Source organism: Streptomyces sp. NBC_01294, from assembly GCF_035917235.1.
GTDB lineage: Bacteria > Actinomycetota > Actinomycetes > Streptomycetales > Streptomycetaceae > Streptomyces > Streptomyces caledonius.
The window spans coordinates 2,492,174-2,506,679 of record NZ_CP108423.1 but is presented as its reverse complement, the minus strand read 5'-3'; the positions used below and the strand labels follow the sequence as shown (position 1 = coordinate 2,506,679).

Genomic DNA, 14,506 nt, shown 5'->3' with positions numbered 1-14,506 from the left:
TGGGAGCCCTGCGCTCCTGGTGTGGCGGCAATGCCGTTACGTTATGCGGTGGCCCCGGAGCGTGACAAGTGGGGGCCGGATTTGTTGGCTGGAATTATCGCTTCCGTATTGCGGAAGGGCAATGCAATTTCTATCTGCCGCTCGAACGGGACCCGAGGCGGGGGCGGGCGCGCGAGGCCGCTACCCTGAGCCGGTCAACAAGCACCAAGAAGGGGTGGACCCAGTGGCGGACATCGAGAGCGCACGGACCACGTTCGACAAGTTCGACGTGAACGGTGACGGCTTCGTCACGGCCGACGAGTTCAAGGCGGCCATGGCGGCCATGGGCGACCCGTTCGTCACCGGCCCGGTCGCGGACGCCGTGATCGCCGCCAAGGACGCGAACGCCGACGGCCTGCTGAGCTTCGACGAGTTCTGGGCCTCCCTGAACAAGTAGTCCGAGCAGCCCCTCCGCGCCCGCCCCGGCCCGTCGGCCGGGGCCGGCGCGTGTGTCAGGCCTGCGGTCCGGACATGTCCTCGACCTCGGCGAGGGCCTCCTCCAGCCAGTGCAGCCAGAACGTCTCCAGGGCGATCCCGCCGTGCAGGACGAGCCGGCGCAGCCGGTCCTCCACGGCGTCCCGCCCCGGCGGGAAGTCCTTCTCCTCGATGGCCTCGTACTGCGCCAGCTGGCGCTGGTGCAGGTCCAGATGGCGCCGGAGCTCAGGGCCGAGCCCCTGCGGCCCCACGACGCCCGCCGCACGGATCCGCAGCAGCAGCGGGTCGCGCATCGGCTTCGGGTCCTGGCTCTCGCCGACCCACCGGGCCAGCTCGGCGCTGCCGTCGGGCAGCACCTCGTACTCCTTCTTCTGCCCCCGCACGGGCACCTCGCTGGGCAGCTCCCGGATCAGCCCGGCCTGCTCCAGCCGTCCGAGCTCGCGGTAGATCTGCTGGTGCGTGGCCGACCAGAAGTAGCCGATCGACTTGTCGAACCGCCGGGTCAGCTCCAGCCCGGACGAGGGCTTCTCGAGCAGGGCGGTGAGGATGGCGTGGGGCAGGGACATGGCGCCATCCTAGGTTTGCGGCGGCCGTCCCCGTACGGGCGCCGTCCGCTGGCGCCCCCGACCCGCCCTGCCCAGGCTGGGGACGTGGCTGCCGACTACGATCCCGCGAACGGTACGGACCCCGCGAGCCCCGCGGACTACGCCGACCTCACCGCCGTCTACGTGAACTGCACGCTCAAGCGCTCGCCCGAGACCAGCAACACCGACGGCCTGATCGACAGGAGCCGCGCGGTCATGCAAGCGGCCGGCGCCCGGACCTCGGTGATCCGCGCCGTCGACCACGACATCGCGACCGGCGTCTGGCCGGACATGACCGAGCACGGCTGGGAGAGCGACCAGTGGCCGGTCCTCTACAGCCAGATCATGGACGCCGACATCCTCGTGCTGTGCGGCCCCATTTGGCTGGGCGACAACAGCTCCGTGATGAAGCAGGTGATCGAGCGGCTCTACGCCTGCTCCTCCCTGCTGAACGAGCACGGCCAGTACGCCTATTACGGCCGGGTCGGCGGCGCGCTGATCACCGGCAACGAGGACGGCGTCAAGCACTGCGCCATGAACATCCTCTACAGCCTCCAGCACCTCGGCTACGCGATCCCGCCGCAGGCCGACGCGGGCTGGATCGGCGAGGCCGGGCCCGGCCCCTCCTACCTGGACCCCGGCTCGGGCGGCCCCGAGAACGACTTCACCAACCGGAACACCACCTTCATGTCCTGGAACCTGATGCACCTGGCCGCCCTGCTCAAGCGCTCGGGCGGCATCCCGGCGCACGGCAACCAGCGCTCGCTGTGGGACGCGGGCTGCCGCTTCGACTTCCCCAACCCCGAGCACCGGTGAGCCGTGCCGCGGCAGCGCGCCGAACGGTTGGCCGCACAGCGATGAGTTTCGTCCGCCCGGGCGGTCTCATCCCTGTCGACAAGGCTGGAGGAAGCCGTGGATCAACTGCTGAGAGTTCAGAACTTCAACGTCTCGCGCGACGGGTTCGGCGCCGGTGAGCACCAGAGCCTGGAGCGGCCGTTCGGCGACGCGGATCCAGGGAAGATGTTCGCGTGGGCCGGAGCCACGGCGAGCTGGCCCAACCGCACCGACCCCGGAGGGAGCCGGGGCCTCGACGACTACTTGACCCGGGACTTCGCGCACAACATCGGTGCCGAGATCATGGGCCGCAACAAGTTCGGGCCCCAGCGCGGCCCCTGGCGCGACCACGACTGGCGCGGCTGGTGGGGGGAGGAGCCCCCGTTCCACACCCCGGTGTTCGTCATGACCCACCACGAGCGTCCTTCGTTCACCCTCTCCGACACCACCTTCCACTTCGTCGACGCCGACCCGGCCACGGTCCTCGGCATGGCGCGGGAAGCGGCGCAGGGCAGGGACGTCCGGCTCGGCGGCGGGGCCACCACCATCCGGGAGTTCCTCGACGCCGACCTCGTCGACACCCTGCACGTGGCGGTCTCGCCGGTGGAGATCGGCTCCGGGGCACGGCTCTGGGAGTCCCCCGACGAGCTGCTCGACCGGTTCCACCTCGATGTCGTGCCCAGCCCGAGCGGCGTGACGCACCACCTGTTCTGGCGGCGCTGACCGGACGCCCTGGCCGGGCAGAGGTGTGCTCAGGACTGGTTCGGCAACGGCGATCCGAGCGCGATGCGGATCCGTCCGGCGGGCCGACGCGGGGGCCCGGGGCGCGTGCGACGCCCCGGGCCCGTCGGTCGGGTGTGGTTCAGTGCGCGATGTCCACGACGAACCGCTCCGGCGAGTGCAGGGTGTAGGCGCGGTAGTACGGCAGGGTGTCGAAGGCGGCGCCGAAGGTCACGTACCCCTCGTAGTCGCCGGTCAGGGCCATGCCCTTGAGCTTGCTGAGGTAGATCTTCTGCAGCTTGGGCCCCTTGTAGACGCTCTCACCCGCGTCGTTGTGCGCGGCGGCGGGGTTGAGGCGGATCTCCAGGAAGTGCTTCCCGGCCAGCGGCACGGGCTTCCCGGACCCGTCGTAGATCAGCTGCGATACGGGAGTGACGGTCACCGTGGGGACGTACCCCTGCAGGTCGATGACGATCCGGTCGAACGTGGCGTGCCCGCCCCAGCGGGCATTGACCACGAGCGGGGTCTGAGTCTGGGGCTGGGTCTGGGCGGCGGCGGTGTGGGTGGAGGCCGAGGCAGGCGCGGCGAACGAAAGGCAGGCGGCGAGCAGAACACCGGTTGCCAGGGCCACGAACTGCCGGAGACGCGGGTGGATCATGACGTCCCCTCGATTCTCGAGAGTGGGGACTGGTGGCACAGCCTAGGACGCCACGGGGGATCGCGCAGTTCCGGCCGATTTCCGGCCGGTTTCCGGGCAGCCCGGCGGGGGACGCCCGAGGGGCCCGGCGCGGGAACGGCGGAGGGGCCCGGCGGATGTGCCGGGCCCCTCCGTGTCACGCCGGCCGCGTCAGCACTCGATGACGTTGACCGCGAGGCCGCCGCGGGCGGTCTCCTTGTACTTGACCTTCATGTCGGCGCCGGTCTCCTTCATGGTCTTGATGACCTTGTCGAGGGAGACCTTGTGGCTGCCGTCGCCGCGCATCGCCATCCTGGCGGCGGTGACGGCCTTGACCGCGGCCATGCCGTTGCGCTCGATGCAGGGGATCTGCACCAGGCCGCCGACCGGGTCGCAGGTCAGGCCGAGGTTGTGCTCCATGCCGATCTCGGCCGCGTTCTCGACCTGCTCCGGGGTGCCGCCGAGGACCTCGGCGAGTGCGCCGGCCGCCATCGAGCAGGCGGAGCCCACCTCGCCCTGGCAGCCGACCTCGGCGCCGGAGATCGAGGCGTTCTCCTTGAACAGCATGCCGATCGCGCCTGCCGCGAGGAGGAAGCGGACCACGCCGTCCTCGTCCGCGCCCGGCACGAAGTTCATGTAGTAGTGGAGCACCGCAGGGAGGACGCCCGCGGCGCCGTTGGTCGGGGCCGTCACGACGCGGCCGCCCGCCGCGTTCTCCTCGTTGACCGCCATCGCGTAGATCGTCGCCCACTCGCTGCGGTGCAGCAGCGGGTCGCCCTCGGTGCGCAGCTGGCGCGCCGTGGAGGCGGCCCGGCGCTTGACCCGCAGGCCGCCCGGGAGGATGCCCTCGCGGGACATGCCGCGCGCGACGCAGGTCTGCATGACGCGCCAGATCTCCAGGAGGCCCTCGCGGATCTCGTCCTCGGTGCGCCAGGCCTTCTCGTTCTCCAGCATCAGCGAGGAGATCGACAGGCCGGTCTCGTTCGCGAGGCGCAGCATCTCGTCGCCGGAGCGGAAGGGGTACTTCAGCACCGTGTCGTCGAGCTTGATCCGGTCCTCGCCGACCGCGTCCTCGTCCACGACGAAACCGCCGCCGACCGAGTAGTAGGTCTTCTCCAGCAGCGGGGTGCCCGCGGCGTCGTACGCGAAGAGCGTCATGCCGTTCGCGTGGTAGGGCAGGGAGCGCCGGCGGTGGAGGATCAGCTGGTTCGGCTCGTCGAAGGCGATCTCGTGGACATCGCCTATCTCCGCGCCCAGCAGCCGCAGGCGGCCGCTCTTGCGGATGCGCTCCACCTCGTCGTCCGCCGTCTCCACGTTGACCGTGCGGGGGGAGTGGCCTTCCAGGCCCAGCAGCACCGCCTTGGGGGTGCCGTGCCCGTGGCCGGTCGCGCCGAGGGAGCCGAAGAGCTCGGCCCGGACGGAGGCGGTCTGGGCCAGCACGCCGTCCTTCTTGAGCCGCGTCACGAACATGCGGGCCGCGCGCATCGGGCCGACCGTGTGGGAGGAGGACGGGCCGATGCCGATGGAGAAGAGATCGAACACGGAGATGGCCACGGTGGCGGACTCCCTTGTCTGCTCGTGGGGTGGGAGGGGGGCAGGAGAGGTGGATTGATCGGGTTTTGTCCGACAGACGAGCTTAACGCGGTGAGGTGAACGTTCTGTCTGCCGCACGAAGTGGGAAGGATGACGCGGCCGGGTCCGGGGGGTGCCGGCGCCGTGATCAGGGCGGCGGCCGGGACGGTCGGCCGGGACGGCCGCGGCCGGGGTCGTCCCGCTGTGGGCGACGGTGACCAGCAGCGGAACGGATGAGGCGGAGGACCCGGGTCCATCCACAGGGCCGGGTGTTCCTGGTGCGTGGTGCGTGGTGCGTGGTGCGTGGTGCGTGGTGCGGAGAAGGAGAAGGGCCCGGCCCTGTGGATGACACGGCCGGGCCCTTCCAAGCCGTTGCCTAGAGCGACGGGTACAGCGGGAACTTCGCGGCGAGCGCAGAGACGCGCGCCTTCAGGCCCTCGCTGTCGTACGCGGGCTTCAGCGCGGCCGCGATGATCTCGGCGACCTCGGTGAATTCCTCGGCGCCGAAACCGCGCGTGGCCAGGGCCGGCGTACCGATCCGCAGACCCGAGGTGACCATCGGCGGCCGCGGGTCGTTCGGGATGGCGTTGCGGTTGACCGTGATGCCGACCTCGTGCAGGCGGTCCTCGGCCTGCTGGCCGTCCAGCTCGGAGTTGCGCAGGTCGACCAGGACCAGGTGCACGTCGGTGCCGCCCGACAGGACGGACACGCCGACCTCGGTGACGTCCGGCTGCACCAGGCGCTCGGCGATGATCTTCGCGCCCTCCAGGGTGCGCACCTGGCGCTCCTTGAAGTCCTCCGAGGCCGCGATCTTGAAGGAGACGGCCTTGGCCGCGATCACGTGCTCCAGCGGGCCGCCCTGCTGACCCGGGAAGACCGCGGAGTTGATCTTCTTGGCCAGCTCCTGCGTCGACAGGATGACACCGCCGCGCGGACCGCCGAGGGTCTTGTGCGTGGTGGTGGTGACGACGTGGGCGTGCGGCACCGGGTTCGGGTGCAGACCCGCGGCGACCAGGCCGGCGAAGTGCGCCATGTCGACCATCAGGTACGCGCCGACCTCGTCCGCGATCCGGCGGAAGGCGGCGAAGTCCAGCTGGCGCGGGTAGGCGGACCAGCCGGCGACGATCAGCTGCGGCTTGGACTCCTTGGCGAGGCGCTCGACCTCGGCCATGTCCACCTGTCCGGTCTCGTCGACGTGGTACGGGACCACGTTGTAGAGCTTGCCGGAGAAGTTGATCTTCATGCCGTGGGTCAGGTGACCACCGTGGGCCAGGCTCAGGCCCATGATCGTGTCGCCCGGCTTGAGCAGCGCGAACATCGCGGCGGCGTTCGCCTGCGCACCCGAGTGCGGCTGGACGTTCGCGGCCTCGGCGCCGAACAGCGCCTTGATGCGGTCGATCGCGATCTGCTCGACCACGTCGACGTGCTCGCAGCCACCGTAGTAACGGCGGCCCGGGTAGCCCTCGGCGTACTTGTTGGTCAGGACCGAACCCTGGGCCTCCATGACGGCGATCGGAGCGAAGTTCTCCGACGCGATCATTTCCAGGGTGGACTGCTGGCGCACGAGTTCGGCGTCGACGGCGGCGGCGACGTCCGGGTCGAGCTCGTGGAGAGGGGTGTTCAGTACAGACATCAGGGTCCCCTGGGGTCAGTTACCGGCGGTGAGCTTGGTGTACTCCTCGAAGGAGAGCGTGTCCTTCGGCTCCTCCGAGAGACGCACCTTGAAGAGCCAGCCACCCTCGAACGGGGCGGTGTTCACGAGCGCCGGGTCCTCCACGACGTCCTGGTTGGCCTCGACGATCTCGCCGGAGACGGGGGAGTACAGGTCGCTGACCGACTTCGTCGACTCCAGCTCGCCACAGGTCTCGCCCTCGGTCACGGTCTCGCCGGCCTCGGGGAGCTGGGCGTAGACGACGTCACCGAGCGCGTTGGCCGCGAACTCCGTGATGCCGACCGTCGCGACGCCGTCCACGGCGTCCGACAGCCACTCGTGCTCCTTGGTGTAACGCAGCTTCTCGGGGTTGCTCATGACCTGATTCTCCTGGATGCGGGGGAGTGGATACGAACTGTGGTCTTGGGTACTGAGACGGCGCCGTACGGGTACCCGTACGGCTGACGCGGTGAGTGGAACTACTTCTGCCGCTTGTAGAACGGCAGCGCCACGACCTCGTACGGCTCATGCGTACCGCGAATGTCGACGCCGACGCCGGAGGTGCCGGGCGCGGCGTGCGCCGCGTCCACGTACGCCATCGCCAGCGGCTTGCCCAGCGTCGGGGAGGGGGCGCCCGAGGTGACCTCGCCGATCACCTTGCCGTCGGCGACGACCGGGAAGCCGGCGCGCGGGACGCGGCGGCCCTCGGCGATCAGACCGACCAGCTTGCGCGGCGGGTTCGTGGCGGCGCGCTCGGCGGCGGACTCCAGTGCGGCGCGGCCGACGAAGTCCCCCTCCTTCTCGAACTTCACGACCCGGCCCAGCCCCGCGTCGAAGGGGGTCAGGGAGGTGGTCAGCTCGTGCCCGTACAGCGGCATGCCCGCTTCCAGGCGCAGGGTGTCGCGGCAGGACAGGCCGGCCGGGACCAGGCCGACGCCCTCGCCCGCCTTGGTCAGCGCCTGCCACAGCTCCACGGCGTGTTCGGGGGCGACGAACAGCTCGAAGCCGTCCTCGCCGGTGTAGCCCGTACGCGCGATCAGCGCGGGCACGCCCGCGACGGTGCCCGGCAGGCCGGCGTAGTACTTGAGGCCGTCCAGGTCGGCGTCGGTGAGGGACGCCAGGATGCCGGGGGACTCCGGGCCCTGCACCGCGAGCAGCGCGTACGCGTCGCGGTCGTCGCGGACCTCGGTGTCGAAGCCGGCGGCACGCTCGGTCAGGGCGTCGAGGACGACCTGGGCGTTGGAGGCGTTGGCGACGACCATGTACTCGGTCTCGCCGAGGCGGTAGACGATCAGGTCGTCGACGATCCCGCCGTCCTCCTGACAGATGTGGGTGTAGCGGGCGCGGCCGACTCCGACGGTGGAGATGTTGCCGACCAGCGCGTAGTCCAGGGCCTTGACGGCCTCGGGGCCGGTCAGGGTGATCTCGCCCATGTGGGACAGGTCGAAGAGACCGGCCCTGGTGCGTACGGCGTTGTGCTCGTCGCGCTCGCTCGCGTACCGCAGCGGCATGTCCCAGCCCGCGAAGTCGGTCATGGTCGCACCGAGCGAGCGGTGCAGCGCATCGAGGGCGGTCAGACGGGGGGCAGTGCTCATGGGTGTGGCTCCCGGGTCCCAGGGCATCGACATGACATGACGAGGACGTTCCTCCCCATCTGTCATCGGAACCTGAGAGGTTCGCCGAGAGTTCCGCCGATCGTCCGATCGCCGGTATCCCCGGTTTGCACCTTGGGTGGAGCTGTCGCGCAGCTCGCTTTTCAGATCTGCCTCATCCACGCGGTACGGGGCCTGAGAGATTCAAGGGAGGTTCTTGCTCCTTCGGCGCCCGCGCACGGCCTTGCGGCGTGCCGGGACTCTCCCGCGCGGATTCAAGCGGCCGGTATGCAGTTGGTCCAGATGGCGCACATCATTGCACGCCATGTCCGTGATCGGGCGTGGGGGTCCGAAAGTTCGTACGGCCCTCCGAAGGGTCGGACCGGAACCGGGCCTGCCGGATTACCGTCTCTTTACACTCAGTGGGCAAGGGTCCTTCGGACCCGATTCGGGGGAGGCGAACACTGTGCGGAGATTCGGAGTGGTGACGACGACGGGAACCGTGGACGCGGTGCCGGCCCAGCGCGGCGCGCGCCGGCGCAAGGGTGCGGCTGACGCGGGCCTCGGCCCCGTACGCGACCTGCGCGGACCGGCGGTGTGCGGCCCGCAGGGGCTCGGCTTCGCGGAGGGCGACATCGTCGTGGTGTCCGGCCTGCCCGGCGGCGGCAAGAGCACGCTGATCAAGCGCGCGGCGCCCGAGGGCGGGGCCGTCGACTCCCAGGACACCCGCGAGTGCTGGGAGCGCCGGATGCCGGGGGCGCTGCCGTACGCGGTGTACCGGCCGCTGGTGCGCGCCGCGCACTACTGGGGGCTGTGGCGGCTGCTGCGCTCCGGGGCCTCCGTGGTCGTGCACGACTGCGGCACCCAGACCTGGGTGCGAAGCATGCTCGCGGTGGCCGCGCGGAGGCGGGGCCGCGCGCTGCACCTGCTGCTCCTGGACAGCAGTCCCGAGGAGGCCCTGTCCGGCCAGGCCGCGCGGGGGCGCCGGGTGTCGGCGTACGCCTTCGCCCGCCACCGGCACGCCGTGGGCCGTCTGCTGCGCAACGCCGAGGCGGGGCGTCCGCCCGCGGGCTGCGCCTCGGCGACCCTCCTGGACCGCCGCTCGGCTGCCGCCGTGACCCGCATCGGCTTCCACGACTGACTGCCACCGGCCTGACCGGGGCCCGCCGGGTGCGGCGCCGTTGCCGGGGGCGCTGCCCCCGGACCCCCGCTCCTCAAACGCCGGAGGGGCTGAAATTGCCCGCGCGCCCTTCCAGGCATGGGCCGGCCCACTCCAGCCCCGCCGGCGATTGAGGCGCGGGTCCGGGGCGGAGCCCCGGCAGTGGCGGCGCGCCCGGCGGGTCACATCCAGCCCCGCCGGCGATTGAGGCGCGGGTTCCGGGTGGAGCCCCGGCAGCGGCGGCGCGGCGGGGCCGGTAACCTGCGGGGCGACACGCGCGGGATCACACAGAGGCAGGGCAGATGCAGGGCAGCGGCTGGCCGGAGAACGAGCTGGAGCAGGTGCTGGGGGCGGCGCTCGGGCAGCCGGACGCCGGGGCCCGGATCCTGGAGGTGCTCGGGCGCAGCCAGGTGTGGGTGCCCCTGCCCGGCGGTGGCGGCCCCGCGTCGCCCGGCCTCGACCTGCCCACGATGGACATCGGCGGGGCGGCGTACGTCCCCGTCTACAGCTCCGAGGACCAGTTCCTCGCCTGCGTCGGCCCCGGCATGGACTTCGCGGTGGCTCCCGCCGTCCAGTTCGCCCGCGGCCTGCCCCCGCAGCTCGGCATCGCGCTCAATCCCGAGGGCGCCGTCGGCGTCCCGCTCCCCCCGCCCGCCGTGGCGGAGCTCTGCCGCACCGGCCGGACCCCGCTCGACGGCACCTCCACCGGCGGCCGCGTCCGGCTCTACGAGCCCGACTGGCAGGAAGACCCGGTGGACTTCCTGGCCGCCGCCGCCGAGGAGTTCCGCGCCACCGGCGTGGTCGCCGCCGCGCACCGCTGCCTCGCCAGCATCGAGGGCGGGGCGCCGGAGCTCTTCATCGGTGTCCGCCTGCTGGGATGGGAACCCGAGATGCAGGGCGCCCCGATGGACGCCCTCGGGCGGGCCCTGACGCGTGTTCCGCCGCCGTGGCCCGTGCAGTTGATCCTCCTGGACGCCGCCCAGGACCCGGTCACGGACTGGATTCGTGAGCGCGTACGCCCCTTCTACCTCCCGTAGCGCCGCTTAAGCTGTTCACGCGTTGACGACGGGCGGAAGAAGAGACGAAGAGGGGTACCGGGTGAGTGCGTCAGGCACGGCCGCGGCCGGGCAGGTCGAGCACATGATGCGCCAGGTGACTCCCGGGCGCTACGAGAGCTACGAGTCGCTCCTGCATGCCCTCTCAGAGGGCCGGCTGTGGATGCTGCTCTGGCAGGGACAACCGGGCTCCCCGGACGCACAGTACGGCGGCATGGAGGTCGAGGGCCTCGGATACGCGCCCTGCGTCACCTCCCCGCAGGAGCTGGCCGCCAGCGGCTGGAACCGGGGCTACGAGGTGGTCACCGGGCGGGACATCGCCCGCGCCCTGTACCCGGACCGCTGGGGCCTGTGGCTCAACCCGCACGCCCAGGGCGGCGGCCTCGGCGTCCCCTGGGCCGACCTGCGCCGGATCGCCACCGGCCTGGACCGGATGCCGGCCGGCCCGCTGCGGCTCTCCGAGCCCGCCATCGAGCTGCCGCAGTTCTACGGACTGCTGACCCAGCACGCGCACCGCACCCCCGCCGTCCGGTCGCTGCGCCGTGCGTGGGTGCAGCCGGCGCTCGGATCCCCGTACCTCGCGGTGGGGATCGACCTGTACGACGCCTCCGCGCCCGCGCTGGAATCCGTACGGGAGATGATGCGCCAGTCGGTCGGGGTGGTCCCCGAGGGCGTGCCGGTGTGCACGGTCGCGCTGGCGGACGAGCACGACCCGGTGGCGATGTGGCTGCGGGCGCAGACCCGCCCCTTCTACGACCGCGAGGGCCAGGCCCCGACGTACTGAGGACGCGGGCGGCGTCTCACCCCGCCCGTGCCCCTGTCCATCCCTCTCCATCACGCTCCCGGCCGTTCCACCCCTGTCCGCATCGCGAGACGCCCGTCCCGAGGCCGCACCGGAGATCCTCCGGTGCGGCCTGCGTCGTATGCGCTGAAAACCGGCCAAAATCCCGGTGTCCCGGGGCGGTTGGCCGCGATGTCCGGTCCGTGTGCATCAGGCCCCGTTGTTCCGCTGAGCCGGGCGACGAGTCCGGATACCGGGAGGTTCGGCCGCAGATTACGGTTGCGCATCCATTCCCCGGCAGGTCTGGCGGGTGATCGAGAACGCGATAAAGACTCCCCCCAACCGAAGGCCGGGCCATCCGGGCCCTGCATAAGGAACAGCCCGTCAGGCTGACTTCAGGCTCGCCGTTCCACCCACGCCGACGCAGCCGCCGGCACCCACGCCAACAGTGCCACCGATGTGAACCAAGCCGCTACGGCGGCGGCCAGGGCCGGCCACCGTCGGCCGAGAGGGGTCCCCACCACGATGACGGCTTCACCCACAGCGCCCAGTGAGCCGGTGCTCCCGCAGACCGACGGGATATCCGTCGGGGCGACGCAGAAGCGGATCGAGGGGCGTTCGCTCGGTCAGATCGCGTGGATCAGACTCAAGCGGGACAAGGTGGCGATGGCCGGCGGCACGGTCGTGCTGCTGCTGGTGGTCCTCGCGATGCTCTCGCAGCCGATCCAGTGGATGTTCGGCCTGGACCCGGACGCGCTGAACCAGGACCTCATCGACCCCTCCCTGGCCACCCCCATCGGCTCCTTCGGCGGCATCAGCTGGGAGCATCCCCTCGGCGTGGAGCCGAAGTTCGGCCGCGACATCGCCACCCGCATCCTGGAAGGCTCCTGGGTCTCCCTGCTGGTCGCCTTCGGCTCGACCGTCGTCTCGGTGTTCATCGGCTCCGTGCTGGGCGTCATCGCCGGGTACTACGGCGGCTGGGCCGACACGGTGATCAGCCGCATGATGGACACCTTCCTGGCCTTCCCGCTGCTGCTCTTCGCGATCTCCATCTCCGCCGCCCTCCAGGGCGGGGCCTTCGGCCTCGACGGGCTGCCGCTGCACATCAGCGTGCTGATCTTCGTGATCGGCTTCTTCAGCTGGCCCTACATCGGACGCATCGTGCGCGGCCAGACCCTCTCGCTGCGCGAGCGGGAGTTCGTCGACGCGGCCCGCAGCCTCGGCGCCCGCGGCCCCTTCATCGTCTTCCGGGAGCTGCTGCCCAACCTGGTGGCCCCGATCCTCGTGTACGCCACGCTGCTCATCCCGACCAACATCCTCTTCGAGGCCTCCCTGAGCTTCCTCGGCGTGGGTATCCAGCCACCGCAGGCCTCATGGGGCGGAATGCTCAGCTCCGCCGTGGACTACTACAAGGTCGACCCGATGTTCATGGTCGTCCCGGGCATGGCGATCTTCCTCACCGTGCTCGCTTTCAACCTCCTCGGCGACGGCCTGCGCGACGCCCTGGACCCCAAGAGCTCGCGCTGATCCTCCCGTTCCTTGGGCACCCGGCCGAGGCACCGCCAGTACCCACCATCACTCCGAATCAGGGGGCATCACTCCGCCATGAGAAGCAGGTCGAGAACAGCCGCGGCGCTCGCCGCCGCCATCACCGTCGTCCTCACCGCCTCCGCCTGCAATGGTGGTGACAAGACCGGCGGTGACGACAAGTCGGCCGGCACCAACGCCGCAGTCAAGGCCGTGGTCAACGCCTCCGACAAGAAGGGCGGGACGGTCGTCTACGAGGCGTCCGACACCCCCGACTCCTTCGACCCCGGCAACACGTACTACGGCTTCGTCTTCAACTTCAGCCGTCTGTACGCCCGTTCGCTGACCACCTTCCCGCCCGCCGCGGGCGCCGAGGGCAACAAGGTCGTCCCGGACCTCGCCGAGGGCCTCGGCACGCCGAGCGACGGCGCCACCACCTGGACGTACAAGCTCCGCAAGGGCGTGAAGTACAGCGACGGCACGGAGATCACCTCCAAGGACGTCAAGTACGCGATCGAGCGCAGCAACTTCGCCCGCGACGTGCACTCCAACGGCCCGAGCTACTTCGCCACGTACCTCAAGAACAACGAGACCCCGTACGAGGGCCCGTACAAGGACAAGTCCGACACCGGGCTGAAGTCCATCGAGACCCCCGACGACCAGACGATCGTCTTCAAGCTGAAGCAGCCCTTCGCCGAGTTCGACTACCTGCTGGCCAACCCGCAGTCGGCCCCGGTGCCGAAGGCCAAGGACAACGGCGCGGACTACGTCAAGAACATCGTCTCCTCCGGCTCGTACATGTTCGAGAAGTACGAGCAGGACAAGGAAGCCGTCCTGGTCCGCAACCCGCACTGGGACGCCTCCACGGACCCGCTGCGCAAGCAGCTCCCGGAGAAGATCGTCGTCAAGCTGAAGGTCAACCAGGAGACGATCGACTCCAACCTGAAGGCCGGCAACACCCACATCGACATCGTCGGCAACGGTGTGGCCCAGCAGACCCAGACCGAGCTGCTGACCTCGAAGGACCCCAACACCGACAACGCCGAGGGCGGTCGCCTGGTCTACATGGCGATCAACCAGAAGGTGGCGCCCTTCGACAAGCTGGAGTGCCGCCAGGCGGTCCAGTACGCGATCGACAAGGTGTCGGTGCAGACCGCCTTCGGCGGCCCGACCCGCGGCGCCATCGCCAACACGGTCCTGCCGACCGACATCCCGGGTCACGTGGACTTCAACACCTACGAGACGGCCGGCAACAAGGGCGACGAGACCAAGGCCAAGGCCGCGCTGACCGCCTGCGGCCAGCCGAACGGCTTCGAGACCACCATCACCGCGCGCAACGACCGCGCCGGCGAGGTCGACATGGCCACGGCCATCCAGGCGTCCCTGAAGAAGATCGGGATCACGGTCAAGATCCAGCAGTTCCCGGCCGGCAAGTACTTCAGCGACTACGCGGGCGTCCCGAAGTTCACCGAGGACAACAAGATCGGCCTCATGATGATGCAGTGGGGCGCCGACTGGCCGAGCGGCTTCGGCTTCCTGCAGCAGGTCGTCCACGGTGACGCGATCGGCAAGACCGGTAACACCAACCTGTCGCAGCTGAACGACCCCGAGATCAACAAGATGCTGAACGACAACATCGCCACCACCGACGCCGCCGCCCGCGAGAAGGTCTACGGCGACATCGACAAGAAGGTCATGGACCGCGCGGTCATCGTGCCCCTTACCTACTTCAAGGTGCTGCACTACCGCTCGCCCAAGCTCAGCAACGTGGTCTCCAACCCGGCGTGGAGCGGTCAGTACGACTACCTCAACATCGGCCTGAAGTAACCCCGGGCCTTACGTCCGCAGGCAGTTTGACCCTCTCAGCCAGATCTGCCAGAA

At 70.3% G+C, this 14,506-nt stretch carries 14 protein-coding genes and 1 riboswitch; of the genes, 8 read left to right on the top strand and 6 right to left on the bottom strand.

Annotated features, from left to right (window positions below; translation table 11 throughout):
- Nucleotides 1-223: 223 nt before the first annotated feature.
- Nucleotides 224-436 (top strand): EF-hand domain-containing protein, encoded by a 213-nt coding sequence (locus tag OG534_RS11025; RefSeq protein WP_326587907.1) that lies wholly within the window; start codon nt 224-226, stop codon nt 434-436.
- Between the two features lie 55 nt (nt 437-491).
- Here the strand turns inward: OG534_RS11025 and OG534_RS11020 are convergent, their stop codons facing one another.
- A complete protein-coding gene (locus OG534_RS11020) occupies nt 492-1,040 on the bottom strand; it encodes a PadR family transcriptional regulator (RefSeq protein ID WP_326587906.1) in 549 nt (182 codons plus the stop codon).
- 84 nt (nt 1,041-1,124) lie between these two features.
- On the opposite strand from OG534_RS11020, the gene OG534_RS11015 reads away from it, so the two are divergent.
- Together OG534_RS11015 and OG534_RS11010 are read left to right on the top strand one after the other, a co-directional pair.
- The gene (locus OG534_RS11015) at nt 1,125-1,874 is read left to right on the top strand and encodes a flavodoxin family protein (protein WP_326587905.1); all 750 of its coding nucleotides are present in this window, start codon (nt 1,125-1,127) and stop codon (nt 1,872-1,874) included.
- Nucleotides 1,875-1,970: 96 nt separating this feature from the next.
- Complete coding sequence (locus OG534_RS11010) at nt 1,971-2,615, top strand: dihydrofolate reductase family protein (RefSeq protein WP_326587904.1); 645 nt, start codon at nt 1,971-1,973, stop codon at nt 2,613-2,615.
- Between the two features lie 139 nt (nt 2,616-2,754).
- Here the strand turns inward: OG534_RS11010 and OG534_RS11005 are convergent, their stop codons facing one another.
- The 5 genes from OG534_RS11005 to gcvT all read right to left on the bottom strand — a co-directional run bounded on the left by OG534_RS11005 (nt 2,755) and on the right by gcvT (nt 8,106).
- Complete coding sequence (locus tag OG534_RS11005; RefSeq protein WP_442807224.1) at nt 2,755-3,267, bottom strand: AMIN-like domain-containing (lipo)protein; 513 nt, start codon at nt 3,265-3,267, stop codon at nt 2,755-2,757.
- A gap of 192 nt (nt 3,268-3,459) precedes the next feature.
- Entirely contained in the window at nt 3,460-4,842 is a 1,383-nt protein-coding gene (locus OG534_RS11000; RefSeq protein WP_326587902.1) for an L-serine ammonia-lyase, read from the bottom strand.
- 394 nt (nt 4,843-5,236) lie between these two features.
- Nucleotides 5,237-6,493, bottom strand: a complete 1,257-nt coding sequence (glyA, locus tag OG534_RS10995) for a serine hydroxymethyltransferase (RefSeq protein WP_326587901.1) — start codon at nt 6,491-6,493, stop codon at nt 5,237-5,239.
- Between the two features lie 15 nt (nt 6,494-6,508).
- Nucleotides 6,509-6,889, bottom strand: a complete 381-nt coding sequence (gene gcvH, locus OG534_RS10990; RefSeq protein ID WP_326587900.1) for a glycine cleavage system protein GcvH — start codon at nt 6,887-6,889, stop codon at nt 6,509-6,511.
- Between the two features lie 101 nt (nt 6,890-6,990).
- Nucleotides 6,991-8,106 (bottom strand): glycine cleavage system aminomethyltransferase GcvT, encoded by a 1,116-nt coding sequence (gcvT, locus tag OG534_RS10985; protein ID WP_326587899.1) that lies wholly within the window; start codon nt 8,104-8,106, stop codon nt 6,991-6,993.
- A 171-nt stretch (nt 8,107-8,277) separates the two neighbouring features.
- A riboswitch (glycine riboswitch) is annotated at nt 8,278-8,381 on the bottom strand.
- A 206-nt stretch (nt 8,382-8,587) separates the two neighbouring features.
- Here gcvT and OG534_RS10980 point away from each other — a divergent pair.
- From OG534_RS10980 to OG534_RS10960, 5 genes are all read left to right on the top strand, one after another.
- Nucleotides 8,588-9,244 (top strand): AAA family ATPase, encoded by a 657-nt coding sequence (locus OG534_RS10980; RefSeq protein WP_442807058.1) that lies wholly within the window; start codon nt 8,588-8,590, stop codon nt 9,242-9,244.
- A gap of 320 nt (nt 9,245-9,564) precedes the next feature.
- Complete coding sequence (locus OG534_RS10975) at nt 9,565-10,299, top strand: enhanced serine sensitivity protein SseB (protein ID WP_326587898.1); 735 nt, start codon at nt 9,565-9,567, stop codon at nt 10,297-10,299.
- A 61-nt stretch (nt 10,300-10,360) separates the two neighbouring features.
- Nucleotides 10,361-11,101, top strand: a complete 741-nt coding sequence (locus OG534_RS10970) for an enhanced serine sensitivity protein SseB C-terminal domain-containing protein (protein ID WP_326587897.1) — start codon at nt 10,361-10,363, stop codon at nt 11,099-11,101.
- A gap of 522 nt (nt 11,102-11,623) precedes the next feature.
- A complete protein-coding gene (locus OG534_RS10965; RefSeq protein ID WP_326587896.1) occupies nt 11,624-12,625 on the top strand; it encodes an ABC transporter permease in 1,002 nt (333 codons plus the stop codon).
- Between the two features lie 78 nt (nt 12,626-12,703).
- Nucleotides 12,704-14,452, top strand: a complete 1,749-nt coding sequence (locus OG534_RS10960; RefSeq protein ID WP_326587895.1) for an ABC transporter substrate-binding protein — start codon at nt 12,704-12,706, stop codon at nt 14,450-14,452.
- Nucleotides 14,453-14,506 lie beyond the last annotated feature (54 nt).

Bases quoted from the DNA above. Each gene is read 5' to 3' on its own strand.
- glyA (WP_326587901.1), bottom strand. From the start codon at position 6,493: ATGTCTGTACTGAACACCCCTCTCCACGAGCTCGACCCGGACGTCGCC.
- OG534_RS11020 (WP_326587906.1), bottom strand. From the start codon at position 1,040: ATGTCCCTGCCCCACGCCATCCTCACCGCCCTGCTCGAGAAGCCCTCG.
- gcvT (WP_326587899.1), bottom strand. From the start codon at position 8,106: ATGAGCACTGCCCCCCGTCTGACCGCCCTCGATGCGCTGCACCGCTCG.
- OG534_RS10975 (WP_326587898.1), top strand. From the start codon at position 9,565: ATGCAGGGCAGCGGCTGGCCGGAGAACGAGCTGGAGCAGGTGCTGGGG.
- gcvH (WP_326587900.1), bottom strand. From the start codon at position 6,889: ATGAGCAACCCCGAGAAGCTGCGTTACACCAAGGAGCACGAGTGGCTG.
- OG534_RS10965 (WP_326587896.1), top strand. From the start codon at position 11,624: ATGACGGCTTCACCCACAGCGCCCAGTGAGCCGGTGCTCCCGCAGACC.
- OG534_RS10960 (WP_326587895.1), top strand. From the start codon at position 12,704: ATGAGAAGCAGGTCGAGAACAGCCGCGGCGCTCGCCGCCGCCATCACC.